This window comes from Desulfosediminicola ganghwensis (assembly GCF_005116675.2).
In the GTDB taxonomy this organism is placed as follows: domain Bacteria; phylum Desulfobacterota; class Desulfobulbia; order Desulfobulbales; family Desulfocapsaceae; genus Desulfopila; species Desulfopila ganghwensis.
In genome coordinates this window covers 806,744-826,245 of record NZ_CP050699.1, presented here as the reverse complement: position 1 = coordinate 826,245, position 19,502 = coordinate 806,744, and the positions used below count along the sequence as shown (strand labels likewise).

Here is a 19,502-nt window from a genome sequence, read left to right as displayed (position 1 = left end):
CTTTGATTGCAAAAAACTATAATCATGTTGCATGAAGATGATGAAACTATATACCTGGTAAAGGAATTATCCTTTTAAACAATCATGGATGTCCCCTGTTTACTCTTCACAGCCTAAACCAAAAAGGGCCGCCCCCGATTTGGAGGCAGCCCCTTGAAGCAGTCACTTCTTGCCGGTATTAACGCAAAGATTCCGCGCATTCGTGAATGACGGACTCCAGCTTCATTTTGGCCATAGCCAGGTTGCCGCTTTCAGACAGCACCAGGACCAAATGCAGATGAGCTTTACCTGCTTCGGTCATACTGAAGTCTGTGTTCTCGTTGTAACATCTCGCCAAAATCTGGGCTTTCGGGGCGTTGATATGAACAAGCTGGCCACGGCCTACTCCCATCATCTCCGTTGATTTCTGCGCCTTCAGCAGTACGTCATTGGCCATGGAGCCAAGTTCAGCTATTTTCAGTCCTGAGTTGTTTAACTCGGCAGCCATTTCGCCATTAGGGGTAAAGATTCCCACGGCCATGAAGCCTTCAACATCTGCAAGTCTTGACAAGGCGTTTTTAATATCAGTCATTTGGTTGTCTCCTTCTTTGGTTAGTGTAACATTTATTGATGTCGGTGTATTTTCCAGTCGATCCTCTTCGTTGTCGCTAAAACCGGCTACCGGGGGAGAGTCGCTTTTTTCATAGTCGCCTGAAGCCTCATCCTTTCTCCGTAGTCCTTCCATTAAAAAAGCCATCAACGGACCTTCAACAGTTTTTTTGAATTTCCGTTTCACGTTTCTCTTTATCCGGATTTCAACCTCATCAAACAGGAGCATCGCATATATCGCCTCGTCTCCTTTCAGTTCGTTGTAAACTGCGGAGAAAAGTACACCCTGGTTGAAATAGATATATCCACTCGTACCATTTGAAGTGACTTCGATGATGCAGGTCTTTTTTTCTGTTTCAATGAGCTGGAGGAAACTCGGTAATGATATGCCGGTAAGCGCTCCTTCCTCTTTTGACTGTTTGAGTCCTTCGAAGATGGAATTGGCAAGCTCATCAATATCAAGAGGTTTTTCGAGGAGCTTCAGTCTGCTTGATTCCAGAAGTTTTTGCTCAATTTCCGGAGTGTTGAAAGCAGTCATCACTATTACGGGGATACTGGGGTATTTGCCTGAAATATGGGCTAAAAGTTCAAAACCATCCAGCTCGGGCATTTTAATGTCGGTTACAACGAGGTGAACCTGGATTGATTTCAGGATCTCGACCGCCTCTCTGCCGTTTTGCGCGGTAATGACTTCAAGGCGATCTTCATGTTCTTTCAGCCCTGCATGTACCGACTCAAGCAGTCTTGCTTCATCATCAACAATCAAAATGGTTTTTGTAGAGCCCATAGCCGCAAAAAGAGAAAAATGGATTAATCTGGATGAAAATAAGTTGCATGTTGCTGGAATCATTATGCATAAACTGTTCCAGACAACTCGCAATAGCTATAAGGGCAGAACTACAGGTGGATATAATGCCCTGGGTGGCAGGGGCGCGGACAGGTGTAGCAAATAGAGTGACCTGTTTTGGGGCAGTGTCTCATTATGATGCAGCAAACTCTATGTTATATTTTTTCATTTTTCTCAGGAGGGTAGAGCGAGAGATGCCCAGAGCTTTTGCAGTTTGGGTGTGATTATGATCCAGTGTCATCAACGAACTTGTGATATGCTCTTTTTCCATTTCCTCCAAAGTGACGAGGGGGAACTTGGCCGGTTCTTCTGATGGAAGGTTGCGAACGTGATTGCTGAGTAGCTCAGATGGAAAGATTTGACCGGCTCTTTGAAAAATCAAAGCGCGTTCTATTACATTTTTTAACTCCCTTATGTTGCCTGGCCATGGGTAGCCCTTGAGTTGCTCTATCTCGTTCTCACCCAGAGTTACATTTGGATTGACGGCAGAATGTTTAATGAAATGATGACAGAGCGCTTCAATATCATCTCTTCTTTTTCGCAGTGGGGGCATATGGATAGGGAGAACGGAAAGGCGATAATAAAGATCCTGCCTGAAACTGTTCTGCCGGGCAGCTTCTTCCAGATTTCTGTTGGTGGCGGCGATTACTTGCACTGAGACAGTCTTGGATAATTCCCCGCCCAGCCTTTTGACTCTGTGATCATCCAGCACCCCCAGCATTTTAGACTGCAAGTGCAATGGCAGTTCGCCAATTTCATCAAGGAAAAGGGTACCGCCGTCGGCAAGTTCGAAAACACCTTTTTTGGCGGATTCTGCACTGGTAAAAGCGCCTTTTTCATAGCCGAACAACTCGGCTTCTATCAGGTTTTCCGGCAAAGCGGCGCAGTTGACCCCTACAAAGCTGCTTTTTCTGTTTTTTTTGCTGTAATGGATGGCTCTGGCAACGATGCCTTTGCCTGTTCCTGTTTCTCCGCTGATCAATACCGGCACTTTATTGAGTGCTGCGAGTTGGATGATGTAACGAATTTCACTTAAGCTGCTGTCTTCCCCTATGAGTTCGTTCTCACTATCAAGGTTCTCCTTGTCGTTCTGGATCTGCCCGACCGTCTCCAATTCAAGGGATCTGAAGGCCCTGTTAATGCTCGAAACCACTTCATCAAGTTCCATGGGCTTGGTGAGATAATCACAAGCACCATTTCGCAAGGCGTTTACGGCACCATCAAGATTAGGAAAGGCGGTGATAAAAATGATTTTTATACAATCGTTTTTACTTAAAAGTGTTCTGCAAAGATCACTACCGTTTCCATCTGGCAGTTTCTGGTCCAGCAACACGACATCGACTTTCCTGCTGAGACAGATTCGTTCACCATCTTTTACGCCGTGGGCTGTGAAAATTTCGTAATTGCCGCTGGCGAGATATTGCTTGAGACTATCAACGAAGAGCTGGTTGTCATCAATGATAAGTAACGATTTTTTTTTAAAAGCACCCATCAGGTTCCCTCGGGTAAGGTTACGGTAACGGTGGTGCCGAAATCGCGAATTGAATCGATCTCTATCTGCCCCTTCATGCTCTTCAGCATCTTCTCGACAATGGCCAGGCCAAGACCTGTTCCCTGCGGTTTGGAGGTGAAAAACGGAGTAAAAATATTGGCGAAATCCTCTTTGGCAATGCCGCAACCGTTGTCATCAACCTTGATAACAATTTTGCCCGATTTCTCTTTAGCCGAGAGAGTTATGTAAGGTGCCTCTTTGCCTGTGACTGCATCGGCAGCGTTGGTTATGAGATTTAAAAGAACGTGGTGAAGGGCACGGCTGTCGGTCATGGCTGTCAGGTCGTCTTTCTGTATATCGGTCCAGACCCTGATACCTTTATTTTCCAGGTCTTCTTTAACCAGAGGGAGAATGCTCCGGAAAAACTGTTCAATTGAGGTTTGCTGGATCACCGGTTTTTCAAAAAGACTGTAGTTCTTCAAAGCCCGAAGCAGGTATTCGAGCCGGGTAACCTCCTCAAGGGAACGATTGATGAATTCAGCAGTCTTGTGCCGATCATAGATGGCGAGATTTTTTTGCAAAACGGTGAGGGCCATTTTAATTGAGTTCACCGGATTACCGATTTCATGCCTGATCCCGGAGAAGATATACCCCAGGTTTTGGGTGAGGTTTGTTGCCTCGACAATGGCCTCCATCCGCTTTCTTTCTGTAATGTCGGTGAGTAAAACTATTCTTTTCTCTGAGAAAAGATCGAGCCCGTTCACCAGGAGCTGCTTATCGAAGATATTGGCGATGAAACTGTTTGCTTTCTCGCGCCCTGATTGGGCGCATGATACTTTAGGGGGGTTGAGAATATCGCGCGCTTGAGTATCCGGAAGTTCATCGATAGATGAGCCTACCAGGGATTCTCTTGTGGTGCGCAGGAACGCTATGGCCGATTTATTCGCATAAAGAATACGTCCTCGTTCAATCTCAATTATACCTTCTGATATGCACTCAAGAAGGGATTCAAGGTGCTTGTTCTGACTCAACAATTCTTGGGTGATCTGTGTTGGGTCCAAACCACCATATCCCTCGAGGGTAGGGACGGTGGAAGTGGGGGATTCCGCCTCGCACAGGGTTTTAGCAATGTCTTCTGACATAGCGCTGAATGGTCCTTTGACAATAGCGCAATCGGCACCAATGGCTTCCAGGTTCAGCCTCTTTTCAGCAGATGGAACTGACAGAATGACGATATAGCATGACTTTAACCGCGGGATTTCCCGTATCATCAGCGCCAGCCTCTCACCGCCTAATTCGGGAATTGTTTGGTCAATATAGATAATTTGCGGCTGGTAATCCTTCAACAGGCCGAGCGCCGCAAAGGCGTCCTGCGCATTACGGACCTGATGGCCCTCCTGGACAAGATAGTTTTCCAGGAGCACTGTTATCTTGGGGTCGCTACTAATGATGAAAATTTCCTTTTTCTTGCCCATGGCTTATCTCACGCAGGAAGAGTTATTGTAATCCGACCCGGAGTGGGGGGAACCTGCTTTACCTAAGCGGGTAAATAATGCAGAGTTCCTTACCGTACATTTGGTAGCAGGCGGTAAAATCGCTGGATTGGTGAAACAGAGAAAAACCATTGCCGGCAATGTTAAAGAACTGCCGGCCATTGCTGTACGTCTGCTGAACTTCCGCAATGTCAAAGCCGCTTCCCATGTCCACGATAGAGAAGCCCAAACCTTTCTTTGACACTGTGGCCCATACCCGGATTGGCATGTATCGGTCTTTTTGATGACCGTGGACGAAAGCGTTCGATATCGCCTCAGAGACAACTCCCCCAGGTCCGAAGAGAATTCTTTCCCGCCTGGGTACTAACTTTCGTCCGAGTAACCTCTGAATCCGGTATTTAAGTTTTTTTTCAAAAGAATACATCCAGGCGTAATCAGTGGTGTACCGATTATTGGGCAGCAGTTTGACCTGTTGCGGGATCACCTCTTCTTCAAAAGTTGAAATGACTGGATGGAGTTGTCGCGTTATGGCGTCTCTGGTCAGGTTATCCTGAAACATATGGGAACCTCAGTTGAAACATCGCTTCGGCATCACCGGATTGCCTAAACCTTGTCTGATCATCTGGCACAGGTGGCTGGTGTCGCGTGGGGAACAGGGGAACTGGGTATAGGACCAGCCAATTCTGGTCAGGGCATGGGCATCACTGCATCCGATTGCTTGTTTGCCCAGAAACTGCGCCAGGTGACAAGAGAGGTCGGTCTCTTTTCTTGATAGCGAAGTAGAGGCAATCTCTACGGCATCAACCATCTCAATGGTATGCAGCGGGGGCAGGCCATTTCGGTAGGGATGCGCAAGTATGGCAACCCCACCCTGCTCATGGGCCGTGGAGATGGCATCACTGCAGCTTATACCCTTTGGTAAAGGGGTGTTTTCATCCACCCCCAGGATCACTAGATGGTGCCCACCATTCGTGGTAACTTCAATACCGTTAAAGAGAAGAATCGAACTCATCTGCGCTTGGAGTTCCTTGATTTCATTATTTCCCCACATGGTGTTGTGTTCGGTGATGACCACAGCGTGGAGACCGGCTCTCATCGCATAGCTGTCAATCTGACGAGGGTCAAGTGACTCGGCACACTCTGAATAGCGTGAGGTGTGGACATGCATATCAATTGAGAAGCAGTGGTTGTCCTTGTTTGCTGTCATAATCGGATCATCAGAAAAAGGGTTGGAGGATGAATGAGCATGTCGTATTCAAGTATAAAAAAGTAATGGTACTGATAACGATGAATTGTAATCCGAGGGGCTTGGACTCCGTATTCTGTAAAGGACGAATTCGTTCGTATGCAAACGTTTGCAGAGCGCTTGCTGACTTATTAATGACCATGGGATTTTAGCGGGGTAAGCTATTTTTACAGCGTCTGATAGCGTGATAGGGCTGTGATGATATCTTTCTCATCTATACCCATCGACCTCGTTTCACCTAAGGCACGTGCACAAAACTGATGAAAACGATCTGTGTCGCCAAATGATTAAATAGGGCAATACGTATCTTTTTGACAGAAGTTCTAATGTTATCTGTTAGATATCCTGCGGTGTGGTATGTAATTAATTTGCCAAGGAATGAAAATCAAGTGCAATGATTGAATACGTCGTGAACCTTTTTTGCACCGGGTTGCTCCGATTATTTGTCTATCATCTACGCCTGTAATGGCTGGTTAGAGCATACCCATTCTATTTTGATTCACCGTTGTTGATCAAGGGCTGACTCTTGGAAATGAATGAACTGCAGCGACAGTGATCACATCTGTGTGTATTTTGCCTGAAGTCTTTCCGGTAAAGTAAATGACTATTAATTTCTTTACTAAAAAGTAAGCCTCAGAAAGCGAAAGGTGAGGCCGCTAATTATCTGTTTTGTAGTGGAAAATATTTAAATTTATTCGTTGCGTATTTCCCGTGATCATAGTAGATATTCGCCGCACCTAACATGCAGAGAGATTTAATAATATAAGTGCGATTAATATATTAGAAATCTGACCTATAAAATAGGTCAGACCGTTTGGATTAGCTCCCAGCAGCATCATGTAATTTCATATTCCGATACATTTCAGATAAGTGAAGGTCAACGAAACGAGAGCAACAGGTGTATATTCGTTGCACCCTTGTGTTTCTCCGCCCGATGTGAATCTGCTTATTATTTCCCGCAGGCAATCCATGATAAAAATTCATCAACTTATTCACGCAAACGCCCTTATTGAGCATGGTTCTTTCAGGAAGGCCGCCCTGACTCAAAACATATCTAGGCCGGCATTTTCCAGAAGCATTGCCAACCTGGAACATTCTCTTGGAGTGCAGCTTTTCCACAGGCATCCAAGCGGGGTCTCGATAACTGTTTATGGTGAGGTTTTGAAAAAATATATAAATAGCATTTCCATAGAACTTTCAGAGCTTGAGCGGGAAATTCAGCTCATCAAAGGACTTGGCACCGGGGCGCTGACGGTGGCATTGGGGTGCTATTTTTCACAAATTTCTGCATATCAGGCTTTAGGTATACTGATATCTGAGTACCCGGAGCTGAAAGGTAAAGCCCTGGTTCATGACTATATTGAGATTGAAAGGTTGATTCTGACGAAGGGTATTGATCTCGGGCTTACAGAAATAAGCAGAGCAAAAGAGAATGAATACCTGGAAGTTCAATCCCTGGGAAAACATCAGGGGGTGTTCTTCTGTCGTTCAAATCACCCATTACTGAAAAAAGAGGATTTGATCGGGGCAGATTTTACGCCTTATCCGCTCGTGTTTACGAAAGTACCGAAGCAAATTGCTTCTCTTATGCCCGGCAAACTGTACCAGGTTGAGAATCAGGATTATGTGCTTCCGTCACTGGAAGTGGAAAATTTCTCCAGTGCCAAGCAGATTGTGCTTGAAAGCGATGCATTCGGGGTGGCAGTACCGTTGCAGATCGAAAGTGAACTCGAAAACGGTCAACTCTCTGTATTGCCGTATCTGGCACCGTGGCTGGTAACAGAATATGGATTTATGTACCTTCGGGACCGGGCACTGTCACCGGTTGCGGAAAAGTATATTGGGATCGTAAGAGATCTGGAGCGGAAAGCTAATATACGCAATCAGGTGCTACTCGATAAATATGTAAATAATGCTTCCCTAAAGGGCTCTTTGGACGTGCCATGATGTTGGCCATACCGATATTGTTTTACGCTTCATGTAAGCACACCTATACCGGCAAATAACCAAATATCTTATATCGGTTACTGTCCTGACTTGTAGGAAATTACAGTTTAGGGCTGCGCTGGTATACGCCGTTTTTATCCTGGCAGACACTAGCGCCAATATAGCTGAACAGAAGCAAACTATTGGTGACATGGTTGTAACAGTCTGTCTTTAGTCCGCAGAACTTTGAAAGTGCGTAATGGGCGCTGGTCCGGTCGTGCAAATTTTGCCCCGTAGTAATGAATACCTATATTTGGAAAGAGGTGATAATGGAGCATCTGTGTTGGCTGTTTTGCTACACCTCGAGAAGGTTTCACCCTGGTTTATGTCACAATTGCAGTTGGTCGCTTTCCGTATTTTATAGATCTCACCAAGCTCCATCTCATGCTTGAACAGTTCTCTGTACGCCGATAAACGTTCTTTGGACTTTTGGCCCAGGTCATTATGGTTCGGATGCTGTGTGAGCAGTTATGACGGATCACCTTGCCCATTAACCCTATAGCTCGACCACCTGCACTCCCCAGGATGTTTCACCATTCCGGCACCGACTGGATTCATCTCGATATGGCGCTGACAAGTGAGAAGGTACGTATCCTGCTGAATGGTAACCTGTAAAGATTAGATACCCTTTAACAGCCGCTTGAAATTTGAAATATATTGGCCAAAAGTGCTATTCTTTCAGGATAACTCGTTAGAACTTATTCGGGGTTTTGTCTGTATTTTAACTGATCTGGGAACGATTAATAGACCTACGCCAATCAACAACTATAACAGGGGGATGGATTATGGCCATGTTTTGTCACCAATGCCAAGAGACAATGAAGAATGTTGGATGCTCGGCGAAGCAGGGGATGTGTGGGAAAACAGCAGAAGTCGCCAACCTGCAGGATCTATTCATCTGGTGCTTGAAAGGGATTTCGTTCTGGGGACACAAGGCAAAAGAGTTTGATATATACAACGAAAAAGCAGGTTTTTTTATCGACAAGGGTCTTTTTGCAACAATTACCAACGCCAATTTTGACCGTGATTTCTTCATACGTTCCATAAAAGAAAGTCTCAAAATCAGAGAAGAGCTGAAAGCTTCCTACCTCAAGGCATTCAGCCAGAAACATGGTCAGGATTTTGCCAAGCCCGTACCGGAATGTGCCACTTGGGTTCCCGCCGATGAGAACGAAATTACATCCAAAGCAGAAAGTGGGACCGGTGGCTGGCTGGAGATTGAGAATGAGGATGAGCGTTCTCTGAAGGCAACAATCTTATACGGATTGAAAGGGATGTCTGCCTATGCAGAGCATGCTTACCAAATTAACAAGTCATGTAGAGAAATCTTTGAATTCCTTATGGAGGCTCTTGCCGCATTAGTGGACAAAAACATGTCACAGGAGGATTTGTTTGATCTTGTTGTAAAAACTGGCCAAGTCGGTGTGAAGACAATGGCCTTACTCGATGAGGCGAATACACAAGCTTACGGGGCCCCTGAAATAACTCAAGTTAATATTGGGGTCGGCAGTAACCCGGGAATTCTGGTCACTGGACACGATTTGGTGGATTTAGAGGAGTTGCTGGAACAGACGCAAGAACAGGGGGTCGATATCTATACCCATAGTGAGATGCTGCCTGCCAACTATTATCCGAAGTTAAAGAAATACCCGCATCTGCATGGTAATTACGGCAATGCCTGGTGGCTGCAGAAAGAAGATATTGCCAACTTTAATGGTCCCACTTTATTCACCTCAAACTGCCTGGTACCACCCAAGGGGGTAGATTACAAAGACAAGATGTTTACCACCGGGGCTGTCGGTTATGAGGGAGTTTCCCATATTCCAGATCGGCCAGAGGGAGGCCAGAAAGATTTCTCAGCCATTATTGAAATGGCAAAAGCATGCCCTCCGCCAAAGGAAACTGAAACAGGCCAGATAACCGGAGGATTTGCTCACAGTCAAGTACTTGCCCTGGCAGATAAAGTGATTGAAGCGGTAAAATCCCGTGCAATAAAACGCTTTATCGTCATGGGAGGATGTGATGGTCGTCATAAAAGTCGCAGCTATTATACTGATGTGGCCAAGGCTTTACCGGCAGATACAGTCATTTTGACCGCAGGTTGTGCCAAATTCAAATACAATAAACTGGATTTGGGAGATATAGGAGACATCCCGAGGGTTCTCGATGCTGGTCAATGCAACGACTCCTACTCTCTCGCTGTCATTGCCATGGAACTGCAAAAAGCATTTGAACTCGATGACATTAATGACCTACCTCTATCTTTTGATATCGCCTGGTATGAACAAAAAGCGGTTCTGGTGCTACTGGCACTGCTGTCATTAGGAGTAAAAGGGATTCGAGTTGGTCCAACACTGCCTGGCTTCTTGTCTCCAGGCATTGCTAAAGTTCTGATTGAAAAATTTGACCTCAAAGCTATAACGACCCCCCGTGAGGATGTTGCAGCCATGATGGCAGGTAATTAATGCGGGTTCATTTCTATCACGTTTATTTGCAGTAAAAACATCTTAACCGAAGGCCTTCTTTCTGAGAGGGCCTTCGGTTCATGCTGCAGAAAATACATTGGATGATAGGAAACAATTCGCGGGACACGGGGCAGACCACGTTTCCTGTTTCTTCACATTCTTTTTCTCGGCCGGCCGGCTCGCCCGGGAGTAACCCGACGATCAAGTATGGCTCCCACTTCCTCCTGAAAACGGCTTGTGCCTGAAACAAAATTCCCGTTGGTCGCTTTCCGAATTTTATCGATCTCACCGGGCTCCAACTCATGCCTGAACAGTTCTCTGTACGCCGATAGACGTTCTTTAAAATTTAGCTCAAGGTCATTATAGATCGGATGCTGCGTGAGCAGTTTCGACGGATCACCTTGCCCGTTAACCCTATAGCTCGACCACCTGTAGTCCCCAGGATGTTTCACCATTCCGGCACGGACTGGATTCATCTCGATATAACGCTGACAAGGGAGAAGATACGTATCCTGCTGAATAACGCTTGAGCGGAACCGCCCCCATGTGATGGACGACTTTGTAACCAATATATTGAACGTCGGGTAACTCTTCTTGTTTCGCTGTTGCCAGCAACACAATTTTTCGTTTCATTAGACACCTCTGGGGGGATTTGGTTCACTCATCAGGGAAGAATTTCAACTGTCCTCGACAGAGAACAATGTGTGATAATATTGTAAGCCAGGCACCCTCCGGGGCAACAGTCAAGTGAGGTAACCAGGTAGAAACCGCAGGCATCAAAATCGCCCTGGAGGCGATGGGACGCTTTAACACAATGGGAGTGCCTACATGGGCGACGCCCCTTCTCCCACCAACAAGGATAATCAGACATGATCGAGACCACCTCCACCTCTGGAATCACCCTGCTCGACGGCGGCATGGGCCGGCAGCTCAAGGCAATGGGCGCACCGTTTCAGCAACCCGAATGGTCGGCACTGGCACTGATGGAGGCACCGGAGATGGTACGCGAAGCCCATGAGCAGTTTGCCGCCGCCGGTAGTGAGATCCTGACCACCAACAGTTACGCCGTGGTGCCGTTCCATATCGGTGAGGAACGGTTTGCCCAAGATGGCGCCAGGCTGGCCGCACTCTCGGGACAGCTGGCCTTTGAAGCCGCCACCAAGTTCGGCTGCCGCGTGGCCGGCTCCTTGCCGCCACTGTTCGGCTCGTACCTGCCCGACCTCTTTGTCGCGGAACGGGCGCAATCGCTATCGGCTGTGCTTGTTGAGGCGCTCAGCCCCTATGTCGATCTCTGGCTGGCCGAGACCCTGAGTTCAATCGCAGAGTTCGAGGTGGTTGCCAGCGTACTTCGCCACGATAATCGGCCACTCTGGGCGGCCTATACCCTTCTCGAGAGCGATCAAGCAGAAGATGCCACGCCCCGATTGCGCTCGGGGGAGACTGTGGTGGAGGCGGTACGAGTAGCGGCAGAGCGTGGCGCCGGGGCCATCCTCTTTAACTGCAGCCAACCTGAAGTCATGCCCCCGGCAATTACGGCCACCTCCCGTGAATTGCAGCGCCTCGGCCTGACCAGGCCGATCGGCGCTTACGCTAACGCCTTCCCGCCGCAACTACAAGATGCTCAGGCAAATACCGCTATCCTGGAGATCCGCCAGGAGCTTGACCCGGCCGGCTATCTCGCATTCGCTGAGGAGTGGTGCCGGTTGGGCGCGACGATCATAGGGGGCTGCTGCGGCATCGGCCCGGAACACATCGAGGCCCTCCATGGGAAGTTGAAAAAAAAGGCCTGACCGGCGTTGCGCTTTTCATGCTCCCTGCAGTGTGACTCTGCGACAACAAAACTGGCGCCCAGCTCAAGCCACTTTGCTCCGATCCCAGCCGGCACTCGGGACAGTTGCCACCTGAATCGGAGCAGAGACAAAAGTGCAAGCTGACAGAGGGAACCTGATTGTCGGCTATTTGGAGAAGATCTCCCGCAATTTATTGGCCAATTCATTTATGGAAAAGGGTTTTTGGATAAAATTGATCTCCTGGTCCAGAATCCCCCGATGGGCGACGACATCGGAGTCGTAGCCGGACATAAACAGACACTTGCTGCCGGGGTGTAGGGAGAGAAATCGCTTGGAGAGCTCACGGCCGTTCATCTCCGGCATAACCACATCGGTAAGCAGCAGATCAATCGGGCCGGCATGCGTTTCCGCTATATACAGGGCCTCCGAGGGCTTATTGGCCGGCAAACACTCATAGCCCAGTCCGGTAAGCACGTTGCACGCTAACTCAAGGATGAGCGGATCATCCTCCACCACCATGATCACCTCCTGCCCCTTATATGATTCATCCTTTTCGGGAACCATTATCTCAGCCGAGTCGCATCCCAGGTATCGCGGGAGGTAAACGAGAAAGGTGGTGCCGGCCCCGGGTTCGCTTTCCACCTCGATAAAGCCATCATTCTGCATTACAATCCCGTAGACCGTGGCCAACCCAAGGCCTGTCCCCTCGCCCACCGGCTTGGTGGTATAGAACGGATCAAAAACGTGGGGCAACGTTTCCACGTCAATGCCGGCGCCATTATCTTTTACGGAGATACAGACATATTGGCCGGGCTTGACGGCTGGCCGGTTCCGGCAATCACCCTTTTGCAGGTCAACGCCCTCGGTGGAGATGATGATCTTGCCGATGCCGTTGATTGCATCTCGGCCATTGATTAAAAGATTGGCCATAATCTGGTCGATCTGGCCCGGATCAGCCCTGACCTGCCAATTATCGGACCCGGGTGCCCAGATCAGCTCGATCTCCTCACCGATGAGGCGGGTGAGGATCTTAAGCCCCCCCTGGATGGTATCGTTTACCTTGAGCGGTTTGGGAGAAAAGGTCTGTTTACGGGCAAAACCGAGCAGCTGCCGTGTTAAATCGATCGAACGTTCCGACGCCTTATGAATCTGCAACAAGTGTTGGTGCAGTTTGGTACCAGGCTTGACCTCGCTGAGCGCCAGTTCTGAATAGCCGAGAATGGCTCCTAGCATATTGTTAAAGTCGTGCGCGACTCCCCCGGCCAGTCGACCGATAGATTCCAGCTTTTCAGCCTGCAAAAGCTTATCCTGCAGTTTCCTTTGCTCCTCTTCGGCTTCTTTCTGGGCCGTAATATCCCGGCCGACCCCGATTATTGACTGCACCTCACCACCTTCATCCAAAACCGCAGTGTCAACCCACGCCAGCCACCGCCAGCCATCCTTGGTCATAGCCCGTTGTTCCATATAGGCTGTATGGGGCGGAACCCAAAGTGCCTCCATCGCTTTCGCAGTCTGCTCTCGGTCGCCTTCATGCACCATAGGCATGAACTGCTGCCCCAGTAGCTCGCCCTCTTCCTTGCCGAACATCTCACAATACGAATGGCTGACGAAATGAAACCTGCCCTCCAAGTCAACCTTGACCACGAGATCCGTCTGGTTTTCCACCAGCAACCGATATTTCTCCTCGCTCTCCTTTAAGTGACGAAGGGCAAGAAGAGTATTCAAGGCATCGGCCAGCCTCCGGCCTACCTCTTGAAAAAGCTGTTTATCTTTTGGGGTCCAGATCCGTTCGTGGGAACACTGATGCATTCCCAACAGCCAGGGTTTGCCAATTTTGGGGATAATGGCAGTGGTTATCTGTGACTTGACATCATACTGTTTCGCCACATAATTCGGCACTTGGCGTTTCGACGCGCTGTCATACGACACCGGATCCTCAGAATTTAATGCAGCTTCGAATACATTTCTCACATCTGGCTGGGTGGGGATCTCTTTCCCTCTCTGCAATGCTCCGGGATAGCCTTCCCGCGTCCTTTCCATCGGCACACTCCAGGTGGGAGTTGCCGGATCACAGGGGTAAAGCAGCCAGGCTCGATCACTTTCAAAAATGGAGAGTAAGGTATCCAGTACTTCGCCGATTGTGTCCTCAAAATCCTCGGACTTCCGCAGTGCTCTCTCTACTTTATCCAAATTTTCCAGGAGGTAGAAATATTCATCACGAGCGGAATGAGAAGTGATTGTAGTACTCAATGTTTACACTTGGTTGAATTTGAATCGTTCATCCGATTTCACCCTGGACTGCTCTTGGCAATATCAACTCTGTCAATTGAGCCAGCAAGCGGATTCGGCACTGCACGAACTTTATATCACCAGATGATTCTGACAATGTGATGAGAAAAATAAGCAGCTTTCAAACCATTGTTGCTGTGTTGCGACATGGTATTGTCTCCAAACGCCGGGATTCGACAATCAATATCCATACATTCCTATTAAGCTTCAATTGTTACTGAATTATTGATGGAGAATACTCTGCAGGTGCATCTCAAAATACCATTGCTGGAAGTTAAACATTTTTCACCGGACTGCAATTTACGACTATCCCCGAAAAGGCCACCCGCCGGCGCCAGAAGCAGAAGCATGGTACAGACTTTGCCCAGCGTTTTTTCCACTTCATTTTGCCGCCCAGGTTACGGCACGCACCAACCCGGAAAGGTTTGAGGTCTGCTGTTGAGACAATATCCGGCTGGATTTGAACACCAATGGAATTTATTATACTTTAATGGATATGAATCCGTCTTCAGGCTGTCTCCATTATGTTGTAATTGAGTGATTATCCATGCCCTAATCTTGTTAGACGGAACCAAGGAGTGATTGTGGGACCTCAACACCGAATTGTTGCCATATACCTGGTCATTGGTTTGCTCTGGATATTCCTGTCGGACGCTGTGGTCGATCTCATCTTTTTTAAAAAGGAACTCATCACCTCCGCCCAGTCGATCAAGGGCTCGCTGTTCATCGCGGTAACCGGCATCCTGTTGTTTTTACTGATCCGAAGGGATATCAACCACATCACCAAGTTGAACTCTAAATTGGTGGAGAGTTACGAGCAGACCATCGCCGGCTGGGTGCGGGTGATGGACTTACGTCATAAGGAGGCCAAGGATCATACCGAACGGGTAACCAGCATGACCCTGGAGATGGCCAAACTTGCCGGAAATTTCCACGATGCAGAGCTCAAGCACATCGAGCGGGGTGCCTTTTTACACGATATCGGCAAGATCGGTATCCCCGATGAAATCCTGATCAAGTCGGGCAAGCTCACTGAGCAGGAATGGGCGGAAATGATTACCCATCCCCAGATAGCACACGATATTCTCTCAGAAATTGACTTTCTTGCTCCCAGCCTGAACATTCCCTATTGCCACCATGAAAAATGGGATGGCAGCGGTTACCCGCAGGGTTTGAAAGGTGACGAGATTCCCCTTGAGGCACGGATTTTTGCGGTGATCGATGTGTGGGATGCGCTGATTCATCCGAGGGTGTACAAAAAGGCCTGGCCGGAAGAACGGGTGCTGGACCAGATCAGACAGGGAAGCGGTCAACATTTCGACCCACGGATGGTCAAGATCTTCCTGGATAATTATTCCCACCTCAAAGGCTATGCCGAAATAAGCAGAGGATTGGCTTGAGCTGGATAGTCGACAGGTCTTGCCCGTTTATATCGTATGGTCTGACCCTTTGTATCAGGAGGGGGCACCAGGGAAGCAATGTCTGCGACCCTGGTGCCAGAAGACGGGAAAACAACGACTTCAGCAGGTAATTTCCCTTCTCTTTTCTTGGTAGCGACGGATTTCCTTATCCATCTTTTCGTCAAATTTCCGGTAGGCTTTATCGACCTTCCTCTGAAGCTTGCGCCGTTTTTCAGCGATCTTTTCCGGTTTGTGTTCTCGTTCGGCCTCTCTTCTCAACTTCTTGCGCTCTTTTTCCAGTTCTTCTTCCAGCTTTATGAGTTTGCGCTCAAATTCAATTCGGGACAATACTTATCATGGATGAGGATGTCCCCTATTTCTCGCAATCTGCTTGAGGAATGCGGCCAATCGCTCGGCCAGCTTCCAAGGCGTAGTACGCCGTGCTTTGTGCGGAGTATATTTTGTGTTAGGATTAAGGCATACTGTCCGGATGAACGTGTAGACAGATCATCAGCTTTTTGCAACGAGGGGGAGGTGTTGACATTTCTCAAGCGTGTGGTGTGCCTGGGAACGCTCTGGCTGATGTCTGCGTCTGATCAACCACATAAGGAGGAGGGGCTATGGGAAAGGTGGTGAGAGTGTCGATTGTGGTATTGATGGTATTTACTGTCTTGACTTGGGCCTTGGGGGCGCAAGCTGCGATTCCGTCTGAGATCGGGGTAAAAGAAGATCCTCTGGTGCGAATGCCGGGAACCCAGCCGGCGCCGGAAAATACTACTGACATCGAGGCCCCGACTCGTTGCCTCAATTGTCATAGCGGTTTCAATCAGGCGGTGGAGCCGGGGCATAACTGGCAGGGCTCGATGATGGCCCAGGCGTCAAGAGACTTCTTATTCTGGGCCTGTCTTACCGTCAGCGCTCAGGACTCCATATTCGCAATCGAAAGGCCCAACGCCACGGATATCTGTCTGCGCTGTCATTTTCCCCAGGGCTGGCTGGGGGGCAGGTCCGGTCCGACCAACGGCTCTGCCATGGCCAGCAGCGATTTTGATGGCGTTCACTGTGATGTTTGCCACTCAATGTATGATCCGTTTTTTGAGGATACCTTCAATGGTTCCCGTGAAGATGCCGACTGGCTCGGCTACTGGGATGAAACCAATCTCAGCACTACTCCCTCGGAAACTGCGGCACAGGTCACCCTGGAGGAAGACAGGCGTTTGTCCGGCACCATCCTGCAAGCTGACGGTTTGCCGTTTTTTGACCCGCTAAACAGTCCTCCGGTAAATTGGCAGGAGAATGGTTCAGGGCAGTATTTTCTCAGTGACAACAGGGCGAAGCGCGCCCCATTTGCCGATGCCAACGGTCGCCATCCAATGCTGTATAGTAGGTATCATAAATCGAAATACATGTGCAGTACCTGCCATGACGTCTCCAATCCGATACTGGCAAATCTGGATGGCGGTGTCCTGCCCGGGGATACCATCGCCGACCTGGGTGGTCCGCTGGTTTCCGAGACAGATTCCGCCTTTTCCTTCTACCATGTCGAGCGCACCTTCTCCGAGTTCATGCTCTCGGACTACGGACTGCAGGGTGGGGCCCCGGGCATCGGTCCATACGCCCCGGAAAACTATGACACTTCCCACCCGGATAACAACATCACCAAATGCCAAGACTGTCATATGCGCGATGGGGTTGGCAAAGCTGCCTCCCAGAGAAGTGCGGTGAACAGGCCGGACGGCAGCGTGGAGCATCCTCTAAGCGGCCAGCCGATCCACGATCTGACTGGCGGTAATGCCTGGGTGACGGCGGTACTTGCCTCCACTGACCCCAACTGCCAGGATGGAGGGGTAACGTGCTATGATCCGGTCAACGAAAACCTGCTGAACCAGGGGGCGGATATCCTGACCCTTGATCTCACCCAGGGCCAGGGGATCGACCCCGTTCGCCTGATTGATGGTTCAAACAGAGCCTTGCAGCAGCTGCAGTTGGCGGCATCCATCAATGATGCGGCCATAAGCGGCAATACTCTGAGTTTCAAGGTGCAAAACCAGACCGGCCACAAGCTTATTTCGGGTTTTCCGGAAGGCCGGCGCATGTACCTCAACATCCGCTTCTACGACGAGGCCGGTGGGCTGGTCCAGGAGATTAATCCCTATGATACGGTCGCCGGTACCTTCAAGGGTTTTGTCTACCCTTACGCTCCCGAGGTAGAAAGTGGGGTGCCGTGGCCTGCTCCGCTGGATGAGGCCACGGAAATTCACGACGACAGCCTGGTGTATGAGATGAAGCCGACCTCGAGCTTGACCGAGGAGGAGAAATCCTTCCACTTTGCACTGGCCACGGGCAGATACAAAGATAATCGTATCCCGCCCAAAGGGTTCAGGATACATGAGGCAGCCGCCAGGTTGTCGACCCCGGTGGACCAGGGAGCGGATGCTCCGAATTATTACAGTAGTGCCGAGTATGCTGGCGGCTATGATGATGTATCTGTCGCTGTGCCGACCGGAGCGGTCAAGGCGGATATTACACTGTATTACCAGACGACGAGCCGTGAATATATCGAGTTTTTAAGAGACGAGATCACCGGTACGGGCAATCTGACCCTGCCGCCAGGTGACTATGTCGTGCAGATAGATCCATGGTTTGCAAACCTTGCCGGTTGGGGTAATACCATTTGGCAGCTCTGGAAACAGAATATGAATCTTAAGTCCGCGGCACCCTATCAGATGACTGCAGCTTCCGTAGGTGTGCCGCCCCTGCCCTGTGATGCTCCGATACCGGTGCTTGTCCAGGCGGTTGCGGCCAGCAACCAGGTGGAGTTGGGCTGGTCATCCGCACTCGACCCCAATGATCCCGATAGTGGGTACAATCTGTATTACGACCAGGTGGGCAAGGAGCTGTTTATCGCTGATACCGGCAAGGCGACCACGTTCACGGATATGAACCTGATCAACGGACAGACCTATTGTTACAAGGTCACTTCGTATACCGTGGGTTGCGAGTCCCAATTCAGCAACGTCCTCTGTGCAGCCCCGCTTTCGCCGGGACAGAGTTTTGACAGCAGTGCTGTCCTTGGACCGATCGGTCGCTTGGAGGTGACGGGCAAAGGCAAAAATACCCAGATCACTTTTGTTGAAACCACGACTTTTCTCCAGGGCGATGAGATCATGATTTATGTAACGGTCAGCGACGCCGATGGCGTTCCCATAGAGGGGGCAACGGTGGATATTTCGGTGGTGGGGCCGGTAACCGTTTCCCTGACCAGTGGCCCCACCGATGTGGATGGTATCAGCTCTGTGTCATGGGCCACTGAGGCTCCCAACAAGAAAGGTGTAGGAGGTACTCCGACAGGCAGTTATAACGTTTCCGTATCCGGGGTAACGGCAACCGATTACACCTGGGACGGCATGGCAAATGCAGTGTCTTTCACGATTAACTAGAAAAGGAATGGTCCCTGACTGAGAGCAAAGGATCGGTACCAATCGACAATAACGATGACAGTAGATCAACCGCTTCTATAGAAAGAAGCGGTTGATCTACTGTTTATGTATTCCAAGTTCAAAAGAGATGTATCCAATGATTCTTTATGACCAGAGTATACCGGCGAGTCTTCAGGAGGTTGGTATTCAGATTCCGGTCCGGGACAGTCGGCTCACCAAAACCTTTCAAGCGCTTCTGGACGAACCAGAGCTTCAGGCCAGGCAGGCCGAGTTGCATCAGCCCAGGATTGTGGAGCGGCTTGAGCGAGAGGATCTGTTGCGTAGAAATCAATTCGGGACAGGCCACGTTTTCTAGTTCTTCACAAATTCTACTGTGGCAGAATGAATATGTTCAATCTCACATTGTCACAAATAATACTTCAAATACACTTATCAGTAAGGACCTTGGAACGAGTGTGAATCGTTA

Annotated in this window: 14 protein-coding genes; 6 read left to right on the top strand and 8 right to left on the bottom strand. The window is 49.2% G+C overall.

Annotated features, from left to right (window positions below; translation table 11 throughout):
- Positions 1 to 178: 178 nt before the first annotated feature.
- From FCL45_RS03595 to FCL45_RS03575, 5 genes are all read right to left on the bottom strand, one after another.
- A complete protein-coding gene (locus FCL45_RS03595) occupies positions 179 to 1,375 on the bottom strand; it encodes a response regulator (RefSeq protein ID WP_167495775.1) in 1,197 nt (398 codons plus the stop codon).
- A gap of 193 nt (positions 1,376 to 1,568) precedes the next feature.
- Entirely contained in the window at positions 1,569 to 2,927 is a 1,359-nt protein-coding gene (locus FCL45_RS03590; protein ID WP_136797600.1) for a sigma-54-dependent transcriptional regulator, read from the bottom strand.
- Positions 2,927 to 4,402 carry an ATP-binding protein gene (locus FCL45_RS03585; RefSeq protein ID WP_136797602.1) on the bottom strand — a complete coding sequence of 492 codons (1,476 nt, stop codon included), beginning with the start codon at positions 4,400 to 4,402 and terminating at the stop codon, positions 2,927 to 2,929. Before FCL45_RS03585 ends, FCL45_RS03590 begins: the two co-directional genes overlap by 1 nt.
- A 58-nt stretch (positions 4,403 to 4,460) precedes the next feature.
- On the bottom strand, positions 4,461 to 4,979 hold the full coding sequence (locus tag FCL45_RS03580) for an ATP-binding protein (protein ID WP_136797603.1): 519 nt from the start codon (positions 4,977 to 4,979) through the stop codon (positions 4,461 to 4,463).
- 9 nt (positions 4,980 to 4,988) lie between these two features.
- A complete protein-coding gene (locus tag FCL45_RS03575) occupies positions 4,989 to 5,627 on the bottom strand; it encodes a PHP-associated domain-containing protein (protein WP_136797605.1) in 639 nt (212 codons plus the stop codon).
- Between the two features lie 1,008 nt (positions 5,628 to 6,635).
- On the opposite strand from FCL45_RS03575, the gene FCL45_RS03570 reads away from it, so the two are divergent.
- Together FCL45_RS03570 and hcp are read left to right on the top strand one after the other, a co-directional pair.
- Positions 6,636 to 7,613, top strand: a complete 978-nt coding sequence (locus FCL45_RS03570) for a LysR family transcriptional regulator (protein ID WP_136797607.1) — start codon at positions 6,636 to 6,638, stop codon at positions 7,611 to 7,613.
- Between the two features lie 830 nt (positions 7,614 to 8,443).
- On the top strand, positions 8,444 to 10,117 hold the full coding sequence (gene hcp, locus FCL45_RS03565; RefSeq protein WP_136797634.1) for a hydroxylamine reductase: 1,674 nt from the start codon (positions 8,444 to 8,446) through the stop codon (positions 10,115 to 10,117).
- A 152-nt stretch (positions 10,118 to 10,269) separates the two neighbouring features.
- Here the strand turns inward: hcp and FCL45_RS03560 are convergent, their stop codons facing one another.
- Positions 10,270 to 10,593, bottom strand: coding sequence for a hypothetical protein (locus tag FCL45_RS03560; protein WP_176359995.1), 324 nt, complete (start codon positions 10,591 to 10,593; stop codon positions 10,270 to 10,272).
- Between the two features lie 393 nt (positions 10,594 to 10,986).
- Between FCL45_RS03560 and FCL45_RS03555 the strand changes: the two genes are divergently transcribed.
- Positions 10,987 to 11,907 (top strand): homocysteine S-methyltransferase family protein, encoded by a 921-nt coding sequence (locus FCL45_RS03555; RefSeq protein WP_136797610.1) that lies wholly within the window; start codon positions 10,987 to 10,989, stop codon positions 11,905 to 11,907.
- Between the two features lie 165 nt (positions 11,908 to 12,072).
- On the opposite strand, the gene FCL45_RS03550 is transcribed toward FCL45_RS03555, so the two are convergent.
- On the bottom strand, positions 12,073 to 14,157 hold the full coding sequence (locus FCL45_RS03550) for a PAS domain S-box protein (protein ID WP_136797612.1): 2,085 nt from the start codon (positions 14,155 to 14,157) through the stop codon (positions 12,073 to 12,075).
- 623 nt (positions 14,158 to 14,780) lie between these two features.
- Between FCL45_RS03550 and FCL45_RS03545 the strand changes: the two genes are divergently transcribed.
- Positions 14,781 to 15,596 carry an HD-GYP domain-containing protein gene (locus FCL45_RS03545; protein ID WP_228721437.1) on the top strand — a complete coding sequence of 272 codons (816 nt, stop codon included), beginning with the start codon at positions 14,781 to 14,783 and terminating at the stop codon, positions 15,594 to 15,596.
- A 120-nt stretch (positions 15,597 to 15,716) separates the two neighbouring features.
- On the opposite strand, the gene FCL45_RS03540 is transcribed toward FCL45_RS03545, so the two are convergent.
- On the bottom strand, positions 15,717 to 15,944 hold the full coding sequence (locus FCL45_RS03540) for a hypothetical protein (protein ID WP_136797616.1): 228 nt from the start codon (positions 15,942 to 15,944) through the stop codon (positions 15,717 to 15,719).
- Between the two features lie 272 nt (positions 15,945 to 16,216).
- Here FCL45_RS03540 and FCL45_RS03535 point away from each other — a divergent pair, with 272 nt between their 5' ends.
- Complete coding sequence (locus FCL45_RS03535; protein ID WP_136797618.1) at positions 16,217 to 19,036, top strand: multiheme c-type cytochrome; 2,820 nt, start codon at positions 16,217 to 16,219, stop codon at positions 19,034 to 19,036.
- 136 nt (positions 19,037 to 19,172) lie between these two features.
- Complete coding sequence (locus FCL45_RS03530; RefSeq protein ID WP_136797620.1) at positions 19,173 to 19,391, top strand: hypothetical protein; 219 nt, start codon at positions 19,173 to 19,175, stop codon at positions 19,389 to 19,391.
- Positions 19,392 to 19,502: the final 111 nt, after the last annotated feature.

Bases quoted from the DNA above. Each gene is read 5' to 3' on its own strand.
- FCL45_RS03595 (WP_167495775.1), bottom strand. From the start codon at position 1,375: ATGGGCTCTACAAAAACCATTTTGATTGTTGATGATGAAGCAAGACTG.
- FCL45_RS03590 (WP_136797600.1), bottom strand. From the start codon at position 2,927: ATGGGTGCTTTTAAAAAAAAATCGTTACTTATCATTGATGACAACCAG.
- FCL45_RS03585 (WP_136797602.1), bottom strand. From the start codon at position 4,402: ATGGGCAAGAAAAAGGAAATTTTCATCATTAGTAGCGACCCCAAGATA.
- FCL45_RS03580 (WP_136797603.1), bottom strand. From the start codon at position 4,979: ATGTTTCAGGATAACCTGACCAGAGACGCCATAACGCGACAACTCCAT.
- FCL45_RS03575 (WP_136797605.1), bottom strand. From the start codon at position 5,627: ATGACAGCAAACAAGGACAACCACTGCTTCTCAATTGATATGCATGTC.
- FCL45_RS03570 (WP_136797607.1), top strand. From the start codon at position 6,636: ATGATAAAAATTCATCAACTTATTCACGCAAACGCCCTTATTGAGCAT.
- hcp (WP_136797634.1), top strand. From the start codon at position 8,444: ATGTTTTGTCACCAATGCCAAGAGACAATGAAGAATGTTGGATGCTCG.
- FCL45_RS03560 (WP_176359995.1), bottom strand. From the start codon at position 10,593: ATGAATCCAGTCCGTGCCGGAATGGTGAAACATCCTGGGGACTACAGG.
- FCL45_RS03555 (WP_136797610.1), top strand. From the start codon at position 10,987: ATGATCGAGACCACCTCCACCTCTGGAATCACCCTGCTCGACGGCGGC.
- FCL45_RS03535 (WP_136797618.1), top strand. From the start codon at position 16,217: ATGGGAAAGGTGGTGAGAGTGTCGATTGTGGTATTGATGGTATTTACT.
- FCL45_RS03530 (WP_136797620.1), top strand. From the start codon at position 19,173: ATGATTCTTTATGACCAGAGTATACCGGCGAGTCTTCAGGAGGTTGGT.